A 17,379-nucleotide genomic window follows, 5' to 3' on the forward strand; every position below is an offset into this window, starting at 1 on the left:
GCAAAGCAGTCATATCGAATCACTCTTTTGCACTGGCGGTCAAGGGTTACCTCTCTTTGGGCCTCGGTAGACTCGTGGGGTGGCAGTGAACCCAGAACTGGTCGGCCGGGAGTTCCCGCCGACGTCCCCCTACCTCGTCGGTCGTGAGAAGGTGCGCGAGTTCGCACGCGCGGTCTTCGCCGACGCCCCCGTGCACACCGACGTCGACGCCGCGCGGGCCGCCGGATACACCGACGTGGTCGCTCCGCCGACCTTCGCGATGGTCATCCAGGACCACACGCTGCAGCAGCTGCTCGCTCTCGAGGACTCCGGCATCGTGCTGGCGCGCACCATCCACGCCGAGCAGAAGTTCGCCTACACCCGGCCGATCGTCGCCGGCGACGAACTCACCGGACAGCTGCGCGTCACGGGCATCCGCACTCTCGGCGGCAACGCCATGATCACCAGCGAGGCCGAGATCGCCGATGCCGACGGCGCGCACGTCGTGACCGCGACCAGCGTGCTGCTGGTGGGCTCCGAAGGAGAGGGGGAGTGATGTCGTTCACCGTGGGAGACGTGATCGCCGAGCGCACCGTGCACCTCACCCGTGAGTCGCTCGTGCGCTACGCCGGGGCATCCGGCGACTTCAACCCCATTCACTACCGCGACGACGTCGCCGCAGAGGTCGGTCTGCCCGGAGTCCTCGCGCACGGGATGCTGACCATGGGTCTCGCCTCGTCGGTCGTGGTGTCCGCGCTGGGCGACGTGGCGAAGATCGTCGACTACGGCGTGCGCTTCACCAAGCCCGTGGTCGTCGACCCGGTCGAGGGTGCCGACGTCACCGTCGTCGCCAAGGTCGCGGCCGTCGACGACGAGACCGCGCGGATCGACCTGAAGGTCACGCACGGCGAGACCACCGTGCTGGCCAAGGCGCAGCTGCGCGTGGCGCTGTGACGCAGGTCGAGCCGATCCCGCTGCGCACGCTGACCACGCTGCGCACCGGCGGCGCTCCCGAGAGCATGCGCGAGGCCGCCACCACTGCCGAGCTGATCTCCGAGCTGCAGCAGGTCTGGGCCACCGGCGACGAGTGGTTCGTGCTGGGCGGCGGATCGAACCTGTTCGCCGGCGACGCCGCCTTCGAGGGCACCGTCGTCCGGATCCTCTCCCGCGGCATCGAAGAAGTTCCGTCGCCGCACGAGGGCCGAGTGCGGCTGCGCGTGCAGGCCGGGCACGACTGGGACGACCTCGTGGCCTACGCCGTCGAGCGCGGCTATGCCGGCATCGAGGCGATGAGCGGCATCCCCGGCACAGTCGGAGCCGCTCCCGTGCAGAACGTGGGCGCCTACGGGCAGGAGATCCAGGAGACGCTCGTCGAGGTCGAACTGCTCGACGAGCATGCCGCGGAGCCGGTCACCGTCCCGGCATCCGAGCTCGCCCTCGGCTTCCGCACCTCCGTGCTCAAGCACCACTACGGCGGGGTGCCGCAGCGTCGTGCCGTCATCCTCAGCGTCACGCTCGACCTCGCCGTCACCGACGGCACGCGCGTCGTTCGCGGCGAGCAGCTGCGTCGTGCGCTCGGCCTGGAGGACGATGCGGCCGTGCCGCTGGCCTGGGTGCGCTCCACCGTTCTCGAGACGCGCGCGAAGAAGGGGATGCTGCTGGACCCCGACGACCCGGACACGGCGAGCGCCGGATCGTTCTTCCAGAACGCGATCGTGCCGGAGTCCGTCGCGCGCACGCTGCCGCCGGAGTGCCCGCGCTGGCCCGTCACGCCCGACCTCGACGCGGTGACTGTGATCCCGCTGTCCGGCTTCACCGGCGCGGTGCCGCCGCTCGCGGACGCACCAGCCGACGTGAAGGTCAGCGCCGCGTGGCTGATCGAGCACTCCGGCATCCGCAAGGGATTCAAGCTGCCCCGCTCACGCGCGGGTGTCTCGACCAAGCACGCCCTCGCGCTCACCAACCGCGGCGGTGCGACCGCGGCGGAGGTGTCGGAGCTGGCACGGTTCATCCAGAACCGCGTGCACTCCGAGTTCGGTCTGCTGCTGCAGCCCGAGCCGGTGCTGGTGGAGGTCGAGCTCTGAACTCGTTCTAGGCTCGAAGGGTGCTCGACACTCTCACCGGATTCGCCGTCGTCGGACTGGCGATCGCGGTCGGGTACGTCATCGGCCGCATCGATCTGCTCGGCGCGCACGCACGTGAGGTGCTGAGCAGGCTGACGTTCTTCGTCCTTTCGCCGTTCCTGCTGTTCACCGTGCTGGCCCAGGCGGATGCCCGGGTGCTGTTCTCCTCACTGCTGCCGGTCTCTGCGATCGCGGCGGTCGTGGTGATCGGCCTGTACGTGCTGGTGGCGAAGCTGGTCTGGAAGCGCGGCGTCGGCGAGACCGTGATCGGCGCACTGTCGGCGGGTCAAGTGAACTCGAACAACATCGGCATCCCGCTGTCGCTGTACCTGCTGGGCAGCGCGGCGTACCCGGCACCGGTGATCCTCATGCAGCTGCTGGTGTTCACGCCGATCTCGCTGAGCATCCTCGATGCGGTGACCGGCGAGCGCCGGTCGTTCGGTCGTACCGTGCTGCGCACCGCGACCAACCCGATCATCCTCGGGTCGGCACTCGGCACGGTGGTCTCAGTGCTGGGGATAGAGCTGCCGCCGATCGTCATCGATCCGATCACCCTGCTTGCGAACGCCTGCGTGCCGGTGCTGCTGATCAGCTACGGCATCTCGCTGCACGGGCAGCGCGTGCTCGGCGCGGCCGGGCGTCGGCGCGACGTCCTGCTGGCGAGCACGCTGAAGCTGCTCGTCATGCCGGTGATCGCCTGGCTGGTCGCACAGTTCGTGTTCGGCCTGTCCGCGCATGAGGTGCTGATCGTCGTGGTGCTCGCTGCCCTGCCGACCGCGCAGAACGTGTTCAACTACTCGCAGCGGTACGACATCGGCGAGGCGATCTCGCGCGACACCGTGTTCCTCACGACGATCGGCTGCGTGCCGGTGCTGCTGGGCGCCGCGCTGCTGCTCGGGTGACGTCGGCGCCCGGGCGTACGCTCGCAGGATGACCGGACTCGTGCCCTACATCCTGTTCCCCGGAACCGCAGCCGAGGCGCTGCCGTTCTACCAGTCGGTGTTCGGGGGTGAGATCGCCCTGTTCACCTACGAGCAGTTCGAGCGCACGGACGGCCCCGGCGACCAGATCGCGCACGGCATGCTCACCGGCGGTCCGGTCGCGATCTCAGGAGCGGATGCCGGTGCCGATGACGACGCGGTGACGATGAACGGCATGTTCTTCTCCCTGCTCGGCACCGCCGACGCCGATACGCTGACGCGCTGGTTCGCGCAGCTTGGGGAGGGCGGTCGCATCATCGACCCGCTGCAGAAGCGACCCTGGGGCGATCACGACGGCACGCTCAGCGATCGCTACGGGGTGCGCTGGCTGATCGGCTTCCACCCGGAGGACTGAAACATGAACGCCGCCGCTCCCGAGAGGAGCGGCGGCGTTCACGTGGTTGCTGCGTCAGACGGCGAACAGGCGCTGCAGGCGCTGCACGCCCTCGAGCAGCGCGTCGTCACCGAGGGCGTAGGACATGCGGATGTAGCCGGAGGGGCCGAAGGCCTCTCCGGGCACCACCGCGACCTCGGCCTGGTCCAGGATGAAGTCGGCGAGCTCGAGCGACGTGGTCGGGGTCACGCTGCTCCCGTCCTTCGCCTGCCAGGTGCGGCCCAGCAGGCCCTGCACATCGGGGTACACGTAGAACGCGCCGGTGGGGTTCGGCACCACGAGGCCGTCGATCTTCGACAGCTCGGACACGATCAGGCGGCGACGGCGGTCGAACGCCTCGCGCATCTGCTCGGCTTCGGTCTGCGGGCCGTTCAGCGCGGCGATCGCCGCCTTCTGTGCGACGTTGTTCACGTTGCTGGTGAGGTGCGACTGCAGGTTGCCGGCGATCTTGATCGCGTCGGCGGGGCCGACCATCCAGCCCACGCGCCAGCCGGTCATCGCGTAGGTCTTGGCCACGCCGTTGACCAGGATGGTCTGACCCGCGACCTCGGGGAGCGCCTGCACGACCGAGGTGGCCTTCACACCGTCGTAGGTGAGGTTCTGGTAGATCTCGTCGGAGATGATCCAGATCCCGTGCTCGAGCGCCCACTCGGCGATCGCCTTCGTCTCCTCCGCGGAGTACACGGAGCCGGTCGGGTTCGACGGCGACACGAACACCAGCACCGTGGTGCGTGGGGTGCGGGCGGCCTCGAGCTGCTCGACGGTGACCTTGTACTCCTGATCGGCGCCGGCGAACACCTCGACCGGCACACCGTCGGCGAGGCGGATCGCCTCAGGGTAGGTGGTCCAGTACGGCGCGGGCAGCAGCACCTCGTCGCCCGGGTTCACCACGGCCTGGAACGCCTGGTAGACGGACTGCTTACCGCCGTTGGTGACGATGATCTGGCTCGGCGAGACCTCGAGGCCCGAGTCGCGCAGCGTCTTCGCGGCGATGGCCTCGCGCAGCGCCGGGAGGCCGGGCGCGGGGGTGTACCGGTAGTTCGCCGGGTCGGCCAGGGCCTCGGCCGCAGCATCCACGATGAACTGCGGAGTCGCGAAGTCGGGCTCGCCAGCGGCATAGGAGATGACGGGTTTGCCCTCGGCCTTGAGCGCTTTGGCCTTGGCATCCACCTTCAGCGTGGCGGACTCGGCGATGGCGGACAGCTTGCGGGAGAGAGGCGCGCGTTCGGTCACGATAACGAGGGTACTCGCGTCGCTGCCCGGGTGCAGACGCCGAGGGGCGTCAAGATCAGTGAATCTTGACGCCCGTCATCAAATCGATCAGGCGGCGAGCCCGTGCGCCTCGGCGACGGCAGGCAGCGTGATGCGTCCGCCGCGCACGTTCAGTCCCTTGGCCAGCGCCGCATCGTCCGCTGCCGCCCGGTCCCAGCCCTTGCCGGCGATCGCCGAGACGTAGGGGAGGGTCGCGTTGGTCAGCGCGCGCGTGGCGGTCTCGGGCACGGCACCCGGCATGTTCGCGACGCAGTAGTAGATCGAGTCGTGCACGGCGAAGGTCGGGTCGTCGTGCGTCGTCGGGTGCGAGCCCTCGAAGCATCCGCCCTGGTCGATCGCGATGTCGACCAGCACGGAGCCGGGCTTCATGTTCGCGACCATCTCGTCGGTGACGAGCTTCGGGGCGGCGGCGCCGGGGATGAGCACCGATCCGATCACGAGATCGGCGGTCTTGAGCTCCTCGGCGATGTCGTAGCGGTTCGATGCGCGGGTCTCGAGACCGGGGTACAGGTGCTCCAGCTCGCGCAGACGAGGCAGCGAGATGTCGATCACCGTCACCTGCGAGCCGAGGCCGAGTGCGTTCGCCGCCGCGTGCTCGCCGGCGACGCCGCCGCCGATGACGACGGTCTTCGCGCGCCGCGTGCCGGGGATGCCGCCGAGCAGCGTGCCCCGGCCACCGTTGGAGCGCATCAGCGAGTACGAGCCGACGGTCACCGACAGACGCCCGGCGATCTCGCTCATCGGCACCAGCAGCGGCAGGCTGCGGTCGGGCAGCTGCACGGTCTCGTAGGCGACGGCCGTGGTGCCGGCGCCGACGAGCGCCTCGGTGAGCGGGCGATCGGCGGCCAGGTGCAGATACGTGAACAGCGTGAGGTCGGAGCGCAGGAAGCCGTATTCCGGAGCGATCGGCTCCTTCACCTTGAGCAGCAGTTCGGCTTCGCTCCAGGCCTCCTCCGCCGAGGAGACGATCTCGGCGCCCGCGGCCCGGTACATGTCGTCGTCGATGCGCGAGCCGCGCCCGGCTCCGGACTGCACGAGCACGCGATGACCTTCGCGCACCAGCCGGTCGGCGCCGGCGGGGGTGAGGGCGACGCGGTTCTCGTTGTTCTTGACCTCGGTCGGGACGCCGATCTTCATTGATTCTCCTGGGATGGCGGGGATAGCAGAGCGTAGAGAAGAATCGCAGAAACATCGATGCCCTGGGTGCAATTTCGCAGAATCTTCGAGAATTGAGGTGACTGAGAAAGATCCAGTGCCGGATTCGGCATCCGAGGCGCTCAGCGCGGGCAGATCAGCGCGGCCAGCCGCGCGGCGGCCTCATCGACGAGGGCGTCATCGAGGTCGCCGTAGCCGAGGACCAGAGCCTCGGGTGCCGGCGATGCGATGACGTAGCGGGACAGCGCGGTGAGTGCGAGGTCGTCGGGTGCGGCTGTCACGAGGTCGGCCGCGACGGCGCCGAGCGGCAGCCCGAGCACCAGGTGCATGCCGGCGGCGATGCCGGACACCGGCAGCTCGGGCATGCGTTCGGTGAGGGCAGCGAGCAGGCGTTCCCGGCGGCGGCGGAAGCGCACGCGCGAGCCGCGCAGGTGCCGCTCGAGGTCTCCGCGGGAGATGAATCGGGCCAGCGCGACCTGGTCGATCGTCGACGGAGCGGGCGGAGCATCGGCGAGCGGGAGCCAGGACGGCAACACCGCCCAGCCGACGCCGAGCGCGGGCGTGACCGACTTCGAGAGCGAGCCGATCAGCGCGACCCGATCGGGTGCGAGGCGCTGCAGCGCGGCGATCGGCCGCCGGTCGTAGCGGAACTCCGCGTCGTAGTCGTCCTCGACGATCAGGCCGTCCACCTCGCGCGCCCACGCGACGAGGCGCTCGCGGCGGGCGGGGTGCAGGGCGGCGCCGAGCGGGAACTGGTGCGCGGGCGTCACCAGCGCGGCGCGCGCACCGGTGCGCGCGGCCTCGGTGACCAGGCGCTCCGTGTCGACTCCGTCGGCGTCCACCGGGACTGGTACCGGCTCCAGTCCGTGCCGCTGGGCGACCTCGCGCAGTCGCGGCCAGCTGGGGTCCTCCACCAGCACATGCGCGTGCCCGCGCTCGCGCAGCGCAGCGGCGATCAGCGCCATGCCGTCGGTCGCACCGTGCGTGATCACGACGCGGGCCGCCTCGACGTCGACCAGCCGGGAGCGGCCAAGGTAGCCGGCGACCGCTTCCGTCGCCAGCGGATGCCCGAGCGGGAAGGCGCTCGCGAGGTCGCGGTCGGGCAGTGCGGCGAGTCCGTCGCGCAGCGCCGCGGCCCAGCGCGAGCGCGGCACCGCGCGCAGGTCGGGGACTCCGGGGCGCAGGTCGAACCGCGGATGCCGCGGGCGAGCGGCCGGTGCGGCCGCCGCACCCGCTGCGGGGTCCTGGGCGACGTCCCGCGGCGGGACTGCCCGCGCAGCATCCGCCCATCCGGCGGAGACCCGCGTGGCCGAACCGGTCCGCGCCTCCAGCACGCCCTCGGCGACCAGGCGCCCGTACGTCTCGGTGACGACCCAGCGCGAGATGCCGAGCGCATCGGCGAGCACCCGGCTCGGCGGCAGCGCTGCGCCGGACGGAAGCCGCCCGTCGGCGATCGCATCGCGGAGCGCGTGCTCGAGCCGATCCCGCAGCGCGGGCAGACGACCGGGGTGAGCATCGCCCGCAGCGGAGGGGGCGAGATCGAGCAGAGTCTCCCACGCGAGAATTGGTCTGGTGTTCTGCATACTGATTGGAGTGTATGCCCGAACCGATCCTTTCCTAACGTTGAGCTCACCAACGAAAGGGAACCGAAATGCAGTACCGCACCATCTCTGACGGCCGCACCTCGTTCGACGTCTCCACGCTGTGCCTGGGCGCCATGAACTTCGGCACCCGCGTCGACGAGCCGACCTCGCGCGCCATCCTGGACCGTTTCGTCGAGGCCGGCGGCACCTTCATCGACACCGCGAACAACTACGCGATCTGGTCGGGCGGCACCGGCCGCGACAGCGAGGACCTCCTCGGCCGCTGGCTGAAGGACCGGGGCAATCGCGACAGCCTGCGGATCGCCACCAAGCTGGGCGCCGCTCCGCGCGACCCGAGCATCGCGCTCACCGAGGACAACTTCGAGGGCCTGTCCGCCCAGGTCATCGCCCGGCAGGCGCCGGAGAGCGCTCGCCACCTCGGCATCGATCACATCGACGTGCTGTACGGGCACGTCGACGACCGCGCCACCGACCCTGCCGAGACCGTCTCGGCCTTCGGGGAGCTGCAGCGCAGCGGACTGGTGGGCATCACCGGCATCTCGAACATCGCCACCTGGCGCCTTGTCGAGGCCCGGCAGGAGGCGCAGAGTCAGGGCGTAGCGCCCTACGGTCTGGTGCAGCAGCAGTACAGCTACCTGCACCCGGCGCCGAAGTACGGCCGGAACAACTTCGTGACCCCCGGCATGCTCGACTACGCGGCGTCCTCCGGCACGGCCGAGCGCCCGCCGTTGGCGATCACCGTGTACTCGCCGCTGCACCAGGGCGCGATCGCACGGCTGAACCAGCCGATGTGGGGCGGCGTCGACCACCCCACCAGCCACGCCCGCCGCACCCTGCTGCACGAGGTGGCCGCCGACATCGGCCGCACGCCGAACCAGGTCGCACTGGCCTGGCTGCTCGGCGGCGAGGTGCCGGTGATCCCGGTGGTCGGCGTTTCGAGCGTCGCCCAGCTGGACGAGGTGGTCGGCGCCGCCGACCTGGTGCTCGATGCCGAGGTGCGCGCGCTGCTGGACGCGGAGCCCGCAGACCCGCGCTGATCAGCAGAGCGGATGCCGGATGCCGCGGGCGTCCGGCATCCGTCCGTCACCGGGCGAACGCGCCGTCGCGGGTCGAGACGATCTCCTTGCCGAGCGGCATCAGCGAGATGGGGACGAGCTTGAAGTCCGCGATCGCCATCGGGATGCCGATGATCGTGATGCACAGCGCGATGCCGGAGACGATGTGGCCGAGTGCCAGCCACCAGCCCGCGAGGATCACCCAGATCACGTTCCCGAGGAACGAACCGACTCCCGCGGTGGGCTTCGCGATGATCGTGCGGCCGAACGGCCAGATCACGTAGCCGGCGGTGCGGAACGAGGCGATCGCCCACGGGATCGTGATGATCGGGATGCACAGCAGGATGCCCGCGAGCACGTAGCCGAGGAACAGGCCGAAGCCGGCGAAGATCAGCCAGATGATGTTGAGCAGGGTGCGCATGCATCCATTGTGGATGAGCCCGGCTGTGTCAGCGCTCGACGAGGACGCCGTCCTCGTCGGCGTACAGCCGTGCCCCCGGGCGGAACACGACGTCGCCGAACGTCACCACGACGTCGGCCTCGCCCGTGCCCGCCTTGCCGCTCTTGCGCGGGTTCGTGCCGATGGCCTTCACACCGAGCGGCATCCGTCCGATCGCGGCGCTGTCGCGCACGCAGCCGTTGATGACCACGCCTGCCCACCCGTTGTCGATCGCGAGTTGCGCGATCATGTCTCCCATCAGGGCGGTGGACAGGGAGCCTGCGCCGTCGACGACGAGCACCGCGCCGTCGCCGGGAGTGGAGAGGATGCTCTTCAGCAGTGCGTTGTCCTGGAAGCAGCGCACGGTGCGGATCGGTCCCTCGAAGCCGGTCACGCCGCCGAAGGAGCGCAGCTGCAGGGGGAGCGACTGAAGGGCGTCGCCGTGCTCGTCGTAGAGGTCTGCGGTGGAGGTCATGTTTACGTCCTATCAGGTCTGGGAGCAGATGAAGGGGTCGGATGCAGCGGCATCCGACCCCTTCGTCACGGTGATCAGCTGAACTGATTCATCGTGTTGTGCTGGCCGCCGGCCTTCAGAGCGGCGTCGCCGGCGAAGTACTCCTTGTGGTTGTCGCCCAGGTCGGAGCCGGCCATGTTCTGGTGCTTCACCGTGGCGATGCCTCCGCGGATCTCGCGACGCTGGACGCCCTTCACATAGGCCAGCATCCCCTCGTCGCCGAAGTAGCCCTTCGCCAGGTCATCGGTCGACAGCGCCGCCGTGTGGTACGTCGGCAGGGTGATCAGGTGGTGGAAGATGCCGGCGCGAGCAGATCCGTCGCGCTGGAAGGTGCGGATCTTCTCGTCGGCCTGGCGCGCCAGCTCGGTGTCGTCGTACTCGACGCTCATCAGCCCGTCGCGGTCGTAGCCCGACATGTCCTCGCCCAGCTCGGCGAGCGCGTCGTAGGCCTGCTGGCGGAAGTTCAGCGTCCAGTTGAACGAGGGGCTGTTGTTGTAGACCAGCTTCGCGTCCGGGATCTCGGCGCGGATCGCGTCGACCATGCCCGCGATCTGCTCGACGTGCGGCTTCTCGGTCTCGATCCAGAGCAGGTCGGCGCCGTTGCGCAGGGAGGTGATGCAGTCCAGCACGACGCGCTGCTCACCGGTGCCGGCGCGGAACCGGTACAGGTTGCTGGCCAGGCGCTTCGGCCGCAGCAGCTTCCCGTCCCGCTTGATGATCACGTCGCCGTTGCCGAGATCGCCCTCGGCGATCTCCTCGACGTCGAGGAACGAGTTGTACTGGTCGCCCAGGTCGCCCGGATGCTGCGTCACGGCGATCTTCTGGGTGAGGCCGGCCCCGAGCGAGTCGGTGCGCGCGACGATGATGCCGTTGTCGATGCCGAGCTCGAGGAAGGCGTAGCGGACCGCGTTGATCTTCGCGAGGAAGTCCTCGTGCGGCACGGTGACCTTGCCGTCCTGGTGGCCGCACTGCTTCTCGTCCGAGACCTGGTTCTCGATCTGGATGGCGCAGGCGCCGGCCTCGATCATCTTCTTCGCCAGCAGGTACGTGGCCTCGGGGTTGCCGAAGCCGGCGTCGATGTCGGCGATGATCGGCACGACGTGGGTCTCGTAGTCGTCGATCTGCGACTGGATGAACTCGGCCGCGGTCTCGTCACCGGCCGCACGGGCCGCGTCGAGTTGGGTGAACAGCAGGTCGAGCTCGCGGGCGTCGGCCTGGCGGAGGAACGTGTAGAGCTCCTCGATCAGGGCGGGCACGGCCGTCTTCTCGTGCATGGACTGGTCGGGCAGCGGACCGAACTCGGAGCGCAGGGCCGCGACCATCCAGCCGGAGAGGTACAGGTAGCGCTTGTTCGTCGACTTCAGGTGCTTCTTGATCGAGATCAGCTTCTGCTGCCCGATGAAGCCGTGCCAGACGCCGAGCGACTGGGTGTAGACCGACGAGTCGGCGTCGTACTCGGCCATGTCGCGGCGCATGATGTCGGCGGTGTACTGCGCGATCTCGAGCCCGGTGCGGAACCGGTTCTGCGCGCGCATCCGGGCAGCGGCCTCGGGGTCGATGGCGTGCCACGGCGAGCCGTTGCTGTCCTTCAGCGCCTGGATGGCCTCGATGTCGTCCTGGTAGCGGGTCATTTCTCTGTCCTTCGTTGGGGAGGCGGATGCTCGGGTGGTCAGGCGGTCTCGACGAGGAAGCGCGAGTACGCGGGCAGGGTCAGGAAGGCCGGGAACTCGGGCCGCAGCGCGACCTCTCGGAACACCTCTGCGGCGTCGTCGAAGCGGTTGCCCTCGGTGCGCCAGGTGGTGGAGAGCATCTCGGCGATCAGGCCCTCGACGTACTCGGCGGTGATGGGAGTCCCGTCCTCGACGGTCTGGCTCTGGTGGATCCACTGCCACACCTGGGAGCGGCTGATCTCGGCCGTCGCGGCATCCTCCATCAGGTTGTCGATGGCGACGGCGCCGATGCCCCGCAGCCAGGCCTCGATGTAGCGGATGGCCACCGAGACGTTGTCGCGCACGCCGTCGGCGGTGATCGGCCGGCCGATGCGCACGTCCAACAGCTCCTCGGCGCGCACCTGCACGTCGTCGCGCTGGCGGTCCAGCTGGTTCGGCCGGTCGCCCAGCACGGCGTCGAACTCTGCCCGCGCGGTGGGGATCAGGTCGGGGTGGGCGACCCAGGTGCCGTCGAAGCCGTCGCCGGCCTCGCGGCGCTTGTCCGCGGCGACCTTCTCGATGGCCCGTGCGGTCACCTCGGGGTCGCGGCGATTCGGGATGAAGGCGCTCATGCCGCCGATCGCGAAGGCTCCGCGGCGGTGGCAGGTCTTCACCAGCAGCTCGGTGTACGCCCGCATGAACGGCACGGTCATCGTGACCTCGCTGCGGTCCGGCAGCACGAAGCGGGCGCCGCGGCCGCGGTAGTTCTTGATGATCGAGAAGATGTAGTCCCAGCGGCCGGCGTTCAGGCCGGCGCAGTGGTCGCGCAGCTCGTAGAGAATCTCATCCATCTCGAATGCGGCCGGCAGGGTCTCGATCAGCACCGTGGCACGGATGGTGCCGTGCTCGATCCCGAGGTACTCCTCGCTGAACGAGAACACGTCGTTCCACAGTTTCGCCTCCTCGCTGGACTCGAGCTTGGCGATGTAGAAGTACGGGCCGCGACCGCCGTCGATCAGCGCCTGCGCGTTGTGGAAGAAGTACAGCCCGAAGTCGACCAGCGAGCCGGAGGCGTCCATCTGCCGGCCGGTGCGGTCGATGAAGCTCAGGTGCTTCTCGACCAGGTGCCAGCCGCGCGGGCGCATCACGATCGTGGGGGTCTGCTCGGCGGTGACCCGGTACACCTTGCCGTCGGAGCTGGTGTGCTCGAGGGTGCCCCGGATCGCGTCGTGCAGCGACAGCTGCCCGCCGATCACGTTGTCCCAGGTGGGGCTGGTGGCGTCCTCCTGGTCGGCCAACCAGACCTTCGCGCCGGAGTTGAGCGCGTTGACGGTCATCTTCGGGTCGGTCGGGCCGGTGATCTCGACGCGGCGGTCCTCCAGCCCGGGGCCGGCGCCGGCGACGCGCCAGTCGGCGTCGTCACGGATGTGCCGGGTGTCGGCGCGGAAGCGCGGGTCGTGGCCGTTGCCGATCTCGAAGCGGCGGCGCATCCGGTCGGCGAGGCGGTCGTGCCTGCGGCCTGCGAAGCGGTGGTGCAGCTCGGTGAGGAATGCCAGCGCGGCAGGTGTGAGGATCTCGTCGTACCGCTCGCGGACGGGACCTGCGACGACGATCGAAGGCCCCTGCTGGGTGGTCTGGATGGTGGGAGTGCTCATGACCGTGGTCCTCTCTGTGCTGCCGGGATGGCGTCTGCCGGGGTGGCTTGACATCCACTCTGGGAGAAGTTCCGGCATCCACCCGACCAAATCAGGGGAGAAATTTGGCCGGATTTCTTGTTTCGTGACAGAATCGCCGCCATGACCCTTCGTCAAGCTCAGGGACCGAGCCCTAGCTCGAAAGACAGCGATGCCCTCACGATCGGGAGGCGCATCCGTCAGCTGCGCACCGCCCGCGGGATGACGCTCGAAGAGCTGGCTTCAGCCGTCGACCGGGCACCCAGCCAGCTGTCCATGATCGAGACCGGCAAGCGCGAGCCGAAGCTCACCCAGCTGCAGACGATCGCCCGCGCGCTGGACACCACGATCGACGCGCTGCTCGAGGGCGAGCCGCTCGACGAGCGCAGCACGATGGAGATCGCCTTGGAGCGCGCCATGAAGGGGCAGACCTTCCGCGCCCTGGGCATCCCGTCATTCCGGATCGCGAAGTCGGTGCCGGACGACGCGCTCGCCGCGATGCTGGCCCTGCACGGCGAGATCGAGCGGCTGCGCGACGAGCGAGCGGCGACGCCGGAGGAGGCTCGTCGCGCCAACGTCGAGCTGCGGCACCTCATGCGCACGCAGGACAACTACTTCGAGGGCCTCGAGGCCGCGGCGCGCGAGATCCTCGATGCGGTCGGGCATCCCGGCGGGCCGCTCACGCAGCGCACAGCGTCCGAGATCGCCGCGCACCTCGGGTTCACCCTGCACTACGCGCCCGACCTGCCGCAGTCCACGCGCAGCGTGGCCGACCTCGCCAACGGGCGGCTGTACCTCTCCACCGGGGTGCAGGCGAAGGGCGACGCGCGCACCGCCGTGCTGCAGGCGCTGAGCAGCCGCATCCTCGGCCATGCCGAGCCGCGCAGCTATGCCGAGTTCCTGCGGCAGCGGGTGGAGACGAACTACCTGACCGGCGCCCTGCTGGTGCCGGAATCGCATGTCGTGCCGGTGCTGCAGGATGCCAAGGCGCGGCGCGCGATCTCGATCGAGGATCTCCGGGACACCTACTCGGTCTCCTACGAGACCGCCGCGCACAGGTTCACCAACCTCGCGACGCGGCACCTCGGCATCCCGGTGCACTTCCTGAAGGTGCACGAGTCCGGCACGATCACGAAGGCCTACGAGAACGACGACGTGAACTTCCCGACCGACAGGCTCGGCGCGATCGAGGGGCAGATGTGCTGCCGCCGGTGGACGAGCCGTGAGGTGTTCGAGGTCGAGGACCGGTTCAACCCGTACTACCAGTACACCGACACCGGCAACGGCACCTACTGGTGCACCGCACGTGTGGAGCCGTCCAGCGAGGGACTGCACTCGGTGAGCGTGGGGGTGCGGTTCGACGACACGAAGTGGTTCGTGGGGCGGGACACCCAGAACCGGGGCACGTCGCCGCATGCCACGGAGGTGTGCTGCCGTCGCGCGCCGGCCGAGCTCGAGGAGCGCTGGCGCACGCAGTCCTGGCCGAACGTGCGCACCCCGCGCACCCTGCTCGCGACCCTGCCGACCGGTGCGTTCCCTGGTGTCGACACGACCGACGTGTACGAGTTCCTGGAGGCGCACGCCCCGGCGTGACGTGACGCTCGCGGCTCAGACCCGCGGGCGCGCGATCGCGTCCAGCAGCATGTCGAGCCCGTACTCGAATGCCTCGTCGACGTCGCCGCCGAGGCGGAACGCGCCGGCCTGCTCCATGGTGCAGAAGCCGTAGATCCAGGCGGTGAAGGTGCGGGCCGCGGGCAGGGGATCGCCGGGAGTTGCGGCCGAGACGGCGTCGAGCAGCGGGCGCAGCAGCGGCTCGCCCGCCTCCGGGGAGGGCGCGGCGGCGGCCGACGGCGCGGCGAACAGCAGCCCGGAGACGCGGGGTGCTCGTGCGGCGAAGGCGCGCAGCGCGTGCGCCATCCGCCGCAGCCGGTCCGCGGGCCCATCGCCCGGGGTGTACGGCGCCGACGACATCTCGGTCACAAGCTCGCGAGCGGCGTCCTCCGCCGCGAGACGGAGCAGGCCGTGCCTGTCGGCTGCCCGCTTGTACAGACTCGGCGTGCGGACGCCGACGGCGGATGCCACCGAGCTCATGGTGACGGCGTCGATCCCGTCGTCCTCGGCGATCCGGCGGATCGCAGCGACGAGCTCCTCCTGACTGACGCGCTGTGGTGCAGGCATGCGGTCCCCTCCCGTCAATCGATCATAAGGCTATTGACATTAGCCTTCAAGGCTACTTAGTGTAGCCATCATGAACGCAGAGATCCTCCGCATCGGCGATGACCTGGTCGCGATGCACGCCGTCCTCACCGACACGGGCGTCACGCTCGTCGACGCCGGTCTTCCCGGTGACCGCAAGGCGCTCGAGAGCGCGCTGCGCGCCGCGGGGCGCGAGCTGTCCGACATCCGCGGCGTCGTGCTGACCCACGGCGACAGCGATCACATCGGCGTCGCCGAGTGGCTGCGCGCCGAGCACGGCGTGCCGGTCCACGTGCACGAGGCGGATGCCGCGCGGGCCAGGGGAGAGGCGAAGTCGCACGCCCCCGGCGGCGCGTGGAGGCTGGGCCCCGTGCTGCGCTTCCTCGGCAGCGGCGTCCGACGAGGTGCGCTGCGCACCGTGCGCATCGGTGAGGTGCGCACCTTCCGCGACGGCGACGTGCTCGACCTGCCCGGCGCCCCGGAGATCATCGGACTGCCCGGCCACTCGCCGGGGTCAGTCGCCATCCGCATCCCCTCCGCCGACGCGCTGTTCCTGGGCGACGCGGTCACCACGCGCAACGTCCTCACCGGCGTCGCCGCCGTCGGACTCGGCCCGTTCAGCGACGCGCCGGCTCAGACTCCGCAGAGCCTGGAACGGCTGCACGGGCTGCCCGAGACGAGGCTGTTCCCCGGCCACGGACCGGAGTTCTCCGGCACGGCGGATCAGCTGATCGCTGCGCTCGCGACCGACTGACGACGCCGATCGACCTCGCGTCTCGAAAATGCTCCGGCGTCCCGAGGGCAGGAGAACCTGCGAGGACAGGAAGAACTATCGAGAATGCTCCTTTTCTCGCCGGACCACCTGGTCTCGCACCGTGACGCACGTCCGGTGACGACCTCTCAGCGCGCCGCCTGCAGCACCGCCCACAGCTCGGCCCGGGCCGGGAAGGTCGCGAGGTCGGTCTGCAGGATGCCGGCGGCCTGCGCGATGCGCGCTCGCAGAGTGTGCCGGTGGATGCCGAGCGCAGCCGCCGCCTGCTCGATCCGTGCATCGTGCTCGAGCCACACCCGCAGCTGCTGCTCGAGCGCCGGATCTGCCTCGCGCAGACCGGCGATCCGGCTCTGCGCGGCCAGTCGCGCGTCGGAGCCGAGGGCATCCAGGATGCCGGACGGCGCGGCGTATCTGGTCACGCCTTCGCCCGAGCGCAGCAGCGCGGCCGCCGCCTGCGCCTCCAGGCGGGCGAGATCGGCGAGGGGGCCAGGTTCGGAGAGCCCCACGCCGGCGTCGAACGCGGCGGCGAAGGCGTCCACCGCACCGGCATCCGCCTCTGCCAGCACGACGATGCCGTCGGCGACCAGTGCGCCCGCCGCCTGCCGCCGCCACCAGTCCGGGTTCGGAGTGGCATCCGTCGCGGCGACGAGGACGGGCTCGGAGGGGAGCTCCCGCACACGCTGTGCGGCAGCGGTCTCGCCTTCCCGCAGCAGCGTGAGCACCGCGGCATCCAGTCGTCGCTCGCGCAGCGCGAGACGTTCGCTCTGCTCCAGAGCGAGGCCGGCCATCGCGATCACCGACGTGACCACGGTGCGCGTCTCGGGATCGAGTGCCGCGGCGCCCACGCCGATCACGCCGCGCAGCCGGCCGGTGCTGCCCAGCGTGAACAGCGTCGCACCGCTCTCGCCGTGCTCGATCGTCTCGCTGGCGGTCGCGCCGCGCGCCAGCAGTGCGGCCGCATGCGCGGACAGCTCGGCGGTCGCTGCCCCGGGCGGGTGCTCGTGCACCAGCCCGCCCGCGTCGTCGAACATCGTCACCCCGCAGCTCAGTCGTCGGGAGAGCTCGGTGAGCGCGGCATCCAGCCCCTGCGGGCGCAGCGACGCGATCGCGAGCGCGCGCTGCGCCTCGAGCGCCCAGGTGCGGCGGGCGTAGGTGCGCTCGGCGATGGCTTCGGCGTGCGCGCGGGCGACCGCGATGAACGGGGTGCCGTAGGGCACCTCGAAAAGGGGGATGCCGCGGGCCGCGCAGGCCTCGACCAACTCGTCCGGGACGCCGGCGCGGTGCACGTCCGAGCCGAAGCCCAGCCCGATCACCCCGCGCTGCGCGAGCCGGTCGACGTAGTCGCCCACGGTCACCCGCTCGAACTGCGTGCCGGTGGTCAGCAGCACGAGGTCGTCGGCGAGGAAGGGGGTCGGGTCGGCGAGGTCGCTGCTGTGCACCCAGCGCAGCGGCCGCTCCAGTGCCCCGCCGGGGAGCTCGGCCGGCAGCAGCCGCAGCTTCAGCGACGGCCGGGCGAGCAGCGTCCGCAGGGTGGGTGTCGTGGTGTCCATGGGCGTCCTTGTACGCTCTGGCGA

The 17,379-nt window shown here is 70.1% G+C and carries 17 protein-coding genes; 8 read left to right on the forward strand and 9 right to left on the reverse strand.

Translation table 11 applies throughout. The annotated features are described in order from the left end of the window. The first annotated feature begins 79 nt into the window (after window positions 1-79). Genes ACFVAE_RS15460 through ACFVAE_RS15480 form a run of 5 tightly spaced genes read left to right on the forward strand, consistent with a single transcriptional unit; the run spans window position 80 to window position 3,437 of the window. Entirely contained in the window at window positions 80-535 is a 456-nt protein-coding gene (locus tag ACFVAE_RS15460) for a MaoC family dehydratase N-terminal domain-containing protein (RefSeq protein ID WP_378893987.1), read from the forward strand. Beyond that, a complete protein-coding gene (locus tag ACFVAE_RS15465) occupies window positions 535-933 on the forward strand; it encodes a MaoC/PaaZ C-terminal domain-containing protein (RefSeq protein WP_378893989.1) in 399 nt (132 codons plus the stop codon). The genes ACFVAE_RS15460 and ACFVAE_RS15465 overlap by 1 nt, the downstream gene beginning before the upstream one ends. Continuing rightward, window positions 930-2,063: a UDP-N-acetylmuramate dehydrogenase gene (locus ACFVAE_RS15470; RefSeq protein ID WP_378893991.1), complete on the forward strand. Its 1,134-nt coding sequence runs from the start codon at window positions 930-932 to the stop codon at window positions 2,061-2,063. Before ACFVAE_RS15465 ends, ACFVAE_RS15470 begins: the two co-directional genes overlap by 4 nt. 20 nt (window positions 2,064-2,083) lie before the next feature. Beyond that, a complete protein-coding gene (locus ACFVAE_RS15475) occupies window positions 2,084-3,004 on the forward strand; it encodes an AEC family transporter (RefSeq protein ID WP_378893993.1) in 921 nt (306 codons plus the stop codon). Window positions 3,005-3,032: 28 nt separating this feature from the next. Next, window positions 3,033-3,437 (forward strand): VOC family protein, encoded by a 405-nt coding sequence (locus tag ACFVAE_RS15480; RefSeq protein WP_378893996.1) that lies wholly within the window; start codon window positions 3,033-3,035, stop codon window positions 3,435-3,437. 54 nt (window positions 3,438-3,491) lie between these two features. Here ACFVAE_RS15480 and ACFVAE_RS15485 read toward each other — a convergent pair whose 3' ends face one another. The 3 genes from ACFVAE_RS15485 to ACFVAE_RS15495 form a co-directional block, all read right to left on the reverse strand. Then, window positions 3,492-4,709, reverse strand: coding sequence for a pyridoxal phosphate-dependent aminotransferase (locus ACFVAE_RS15485; RefSeq protein ID WP_378893999.1), 1,218 nt, complete (start codon window positions 4,707-4,709; stop codon window positions 3,492-3,494). A gap of 87 nt (window positions 4,710-4,796) precedes the next feature. Next, on the reverse strand, window positions 4,797-5,885 hold the full coding sequence (ald, locus tag ACFVAE_RS15490; protein ID WP_378894001.1) for an alanine dehydrogenase: 1,089 nt from the start codon (window positions 5,883-5,885) through the stop codon (window positions 4,797-4,799). A 140-nt stretch (window positions 5,886-6,025) separates the two neighbouring features. Further along, window positions 6,026-7,486: a PLP-dependent aminotransferase family protein gene (locus ACFVAE_RS15495; RefSeq protein WP_378894004.1), complete on the reverse strand. Its 1,461-nt coding sequence runs from the start codon at window positions 7,484-7,486 to the stop codon at window positions 6,026-6,028. A 68-nt stretch (window positions 7,487-7,554) separates the two neighbouring features. Between ACFVAE_RS15495 and ACFVAE_RS15500 the strand changes: the two genes are divergently transcribed. Further along, window positions 7,555-8,544 (forward strand): aldo/keto reductase, encoded by a 990-nt coding sequence (locus ACFVAE_RS15500; protein WP_378894007.1) that lies wholly within the window; start codon window positions 7,555-7,557, stop codon window positions 8,542-8,544. A 46-nt stretch (window positions 8,545-8,590) separates the two neighbouring features. Here ACFVAE_RS15500 and ACFVAE_RS15505 read toward each other — a convergent pair whose 3' ends face one another. From ACFVAE_RS15505 to aceB, 4 genes are all read right to left on the reverse strand, one after another. Further along, complete coding sequence (locus ACFVAE_RS15505; protein WP_378894010.1) at window positions 8,591-8,983, reverse strand: YccF domain-containing protein; 393 nt, start codon at window positions 8,981-8,983, stop codon at window positions 8,591-8,593. A gap of 28 nt (window positions 8,984-9,011) precedes the next feature. Beyond that, complete coding sequence (gene rraA / locus ACFVAE_RS15510; protein ID WP_378894013.1) at window positions 9,012-9,476, reverse strand: ribonuclease E activity regulator RraA; 465 nt, start codon at window positions 9,474-9,476, stop codon at window positions 9,012-9,014. Window positions 9,477-9,550: 74 nt separating this feature from the next. Then, a complete protein-coding gene (locus ACFVAE_RS15515; protein ID WP_378894016.1) occupies window positions 9,551-11,146 on the reverse strand; it encodes an isocitrate lyase in 1,596 nt (531 codons plus the stop codon). A gap of 38 nt (window positions 11,147-11,184) precedes the next feature. Next, on the reverse strand, window positions 11,185-12,819 hold the full coding sequence (aceB, locus tag ACFVAE_RS15520) for a malate synthase A (RefSeq protein WP_378894018.1): 1,635 nt from the start codon (window positions 12,817-12,819) through the stop codon (window positions 11,185-11,187). Between the two features lie 141 nt (window positions 12,820-12,960). Here aceB and ACFVAE_RS15525 point away from each other — a divergent pair, with 141 nt between their 5' ends. Next, complete coding sequence (locus ACFVAE_RS15525; protein WP_378894020.1) at window positions 12,961-14,430, forward strand: helix-turn-helix domain-containing protein; 1,470 nt, start codon at window positions 12,961-12,963, stop codon at window positions 14,428-14,430. Window positions 14,431-14,445: 15 nt separating this feature from the next. Here the strand turns inward: ACFVAE_RS15525 and ACFVAE_RS15530 are convergent, their stop codons facing one another. Next, a complete protein-coding gene (locus tag ACFVAE_RS15530) occupies window positions 14,446-15,015 on the reverse strand; it encodes a TetR/AcrR family transcriptional regulator (RefSeq protein WP_378894022.1) in 570 nt (189 codons plus the stop codon). Window positions 15,016-15,085: 70 nt separating this feature from the next. Between ACFVAE_RS15530 and ACFVAE_RS15535 the strand changes: the two genes are divergently transcribed. Next, window positions 15,086-15,787: an MBL fold metallo-hydrolase gene (locus tag ACFVAE_RS15535; protein ID WP_378894025.1), complete on the forward strand. Its 702-nt coding sequence runs from the start codon at window positions 15,086-15,088 to the stop codon at window positions 15,785-15,787. A gap of 146 nt (window positions 15,788-15,933) precedes the next feature. Here ACFVAE_RS15535 and ACFVAE_RS15540 read toward each other — a convergent pair whose 3' ends face one another. Continuing rightward, on the reverse strand, window positions 15,934-17,355 hold the full coding sequence (locus ACFVAE_RS15540; protein ID WP_378894027.1) for a PucR family transcriptional regulator: 1,422 nt from the start codon (window positions 17,353-17,355) through the stop codon (window positions 15,934-15,936). Between the last annotated feature and the right edge of the window lie 24 nt (window positions 17,356-17,379).

The organism is Microbacterium sp. NPDC057659, assembly GCF_042799915.1.
Lineage (GTDB): Bacteria > Actinomycetota > Actinomycetes > Actinomycetales > Microbacteriaceae > Microbacterium.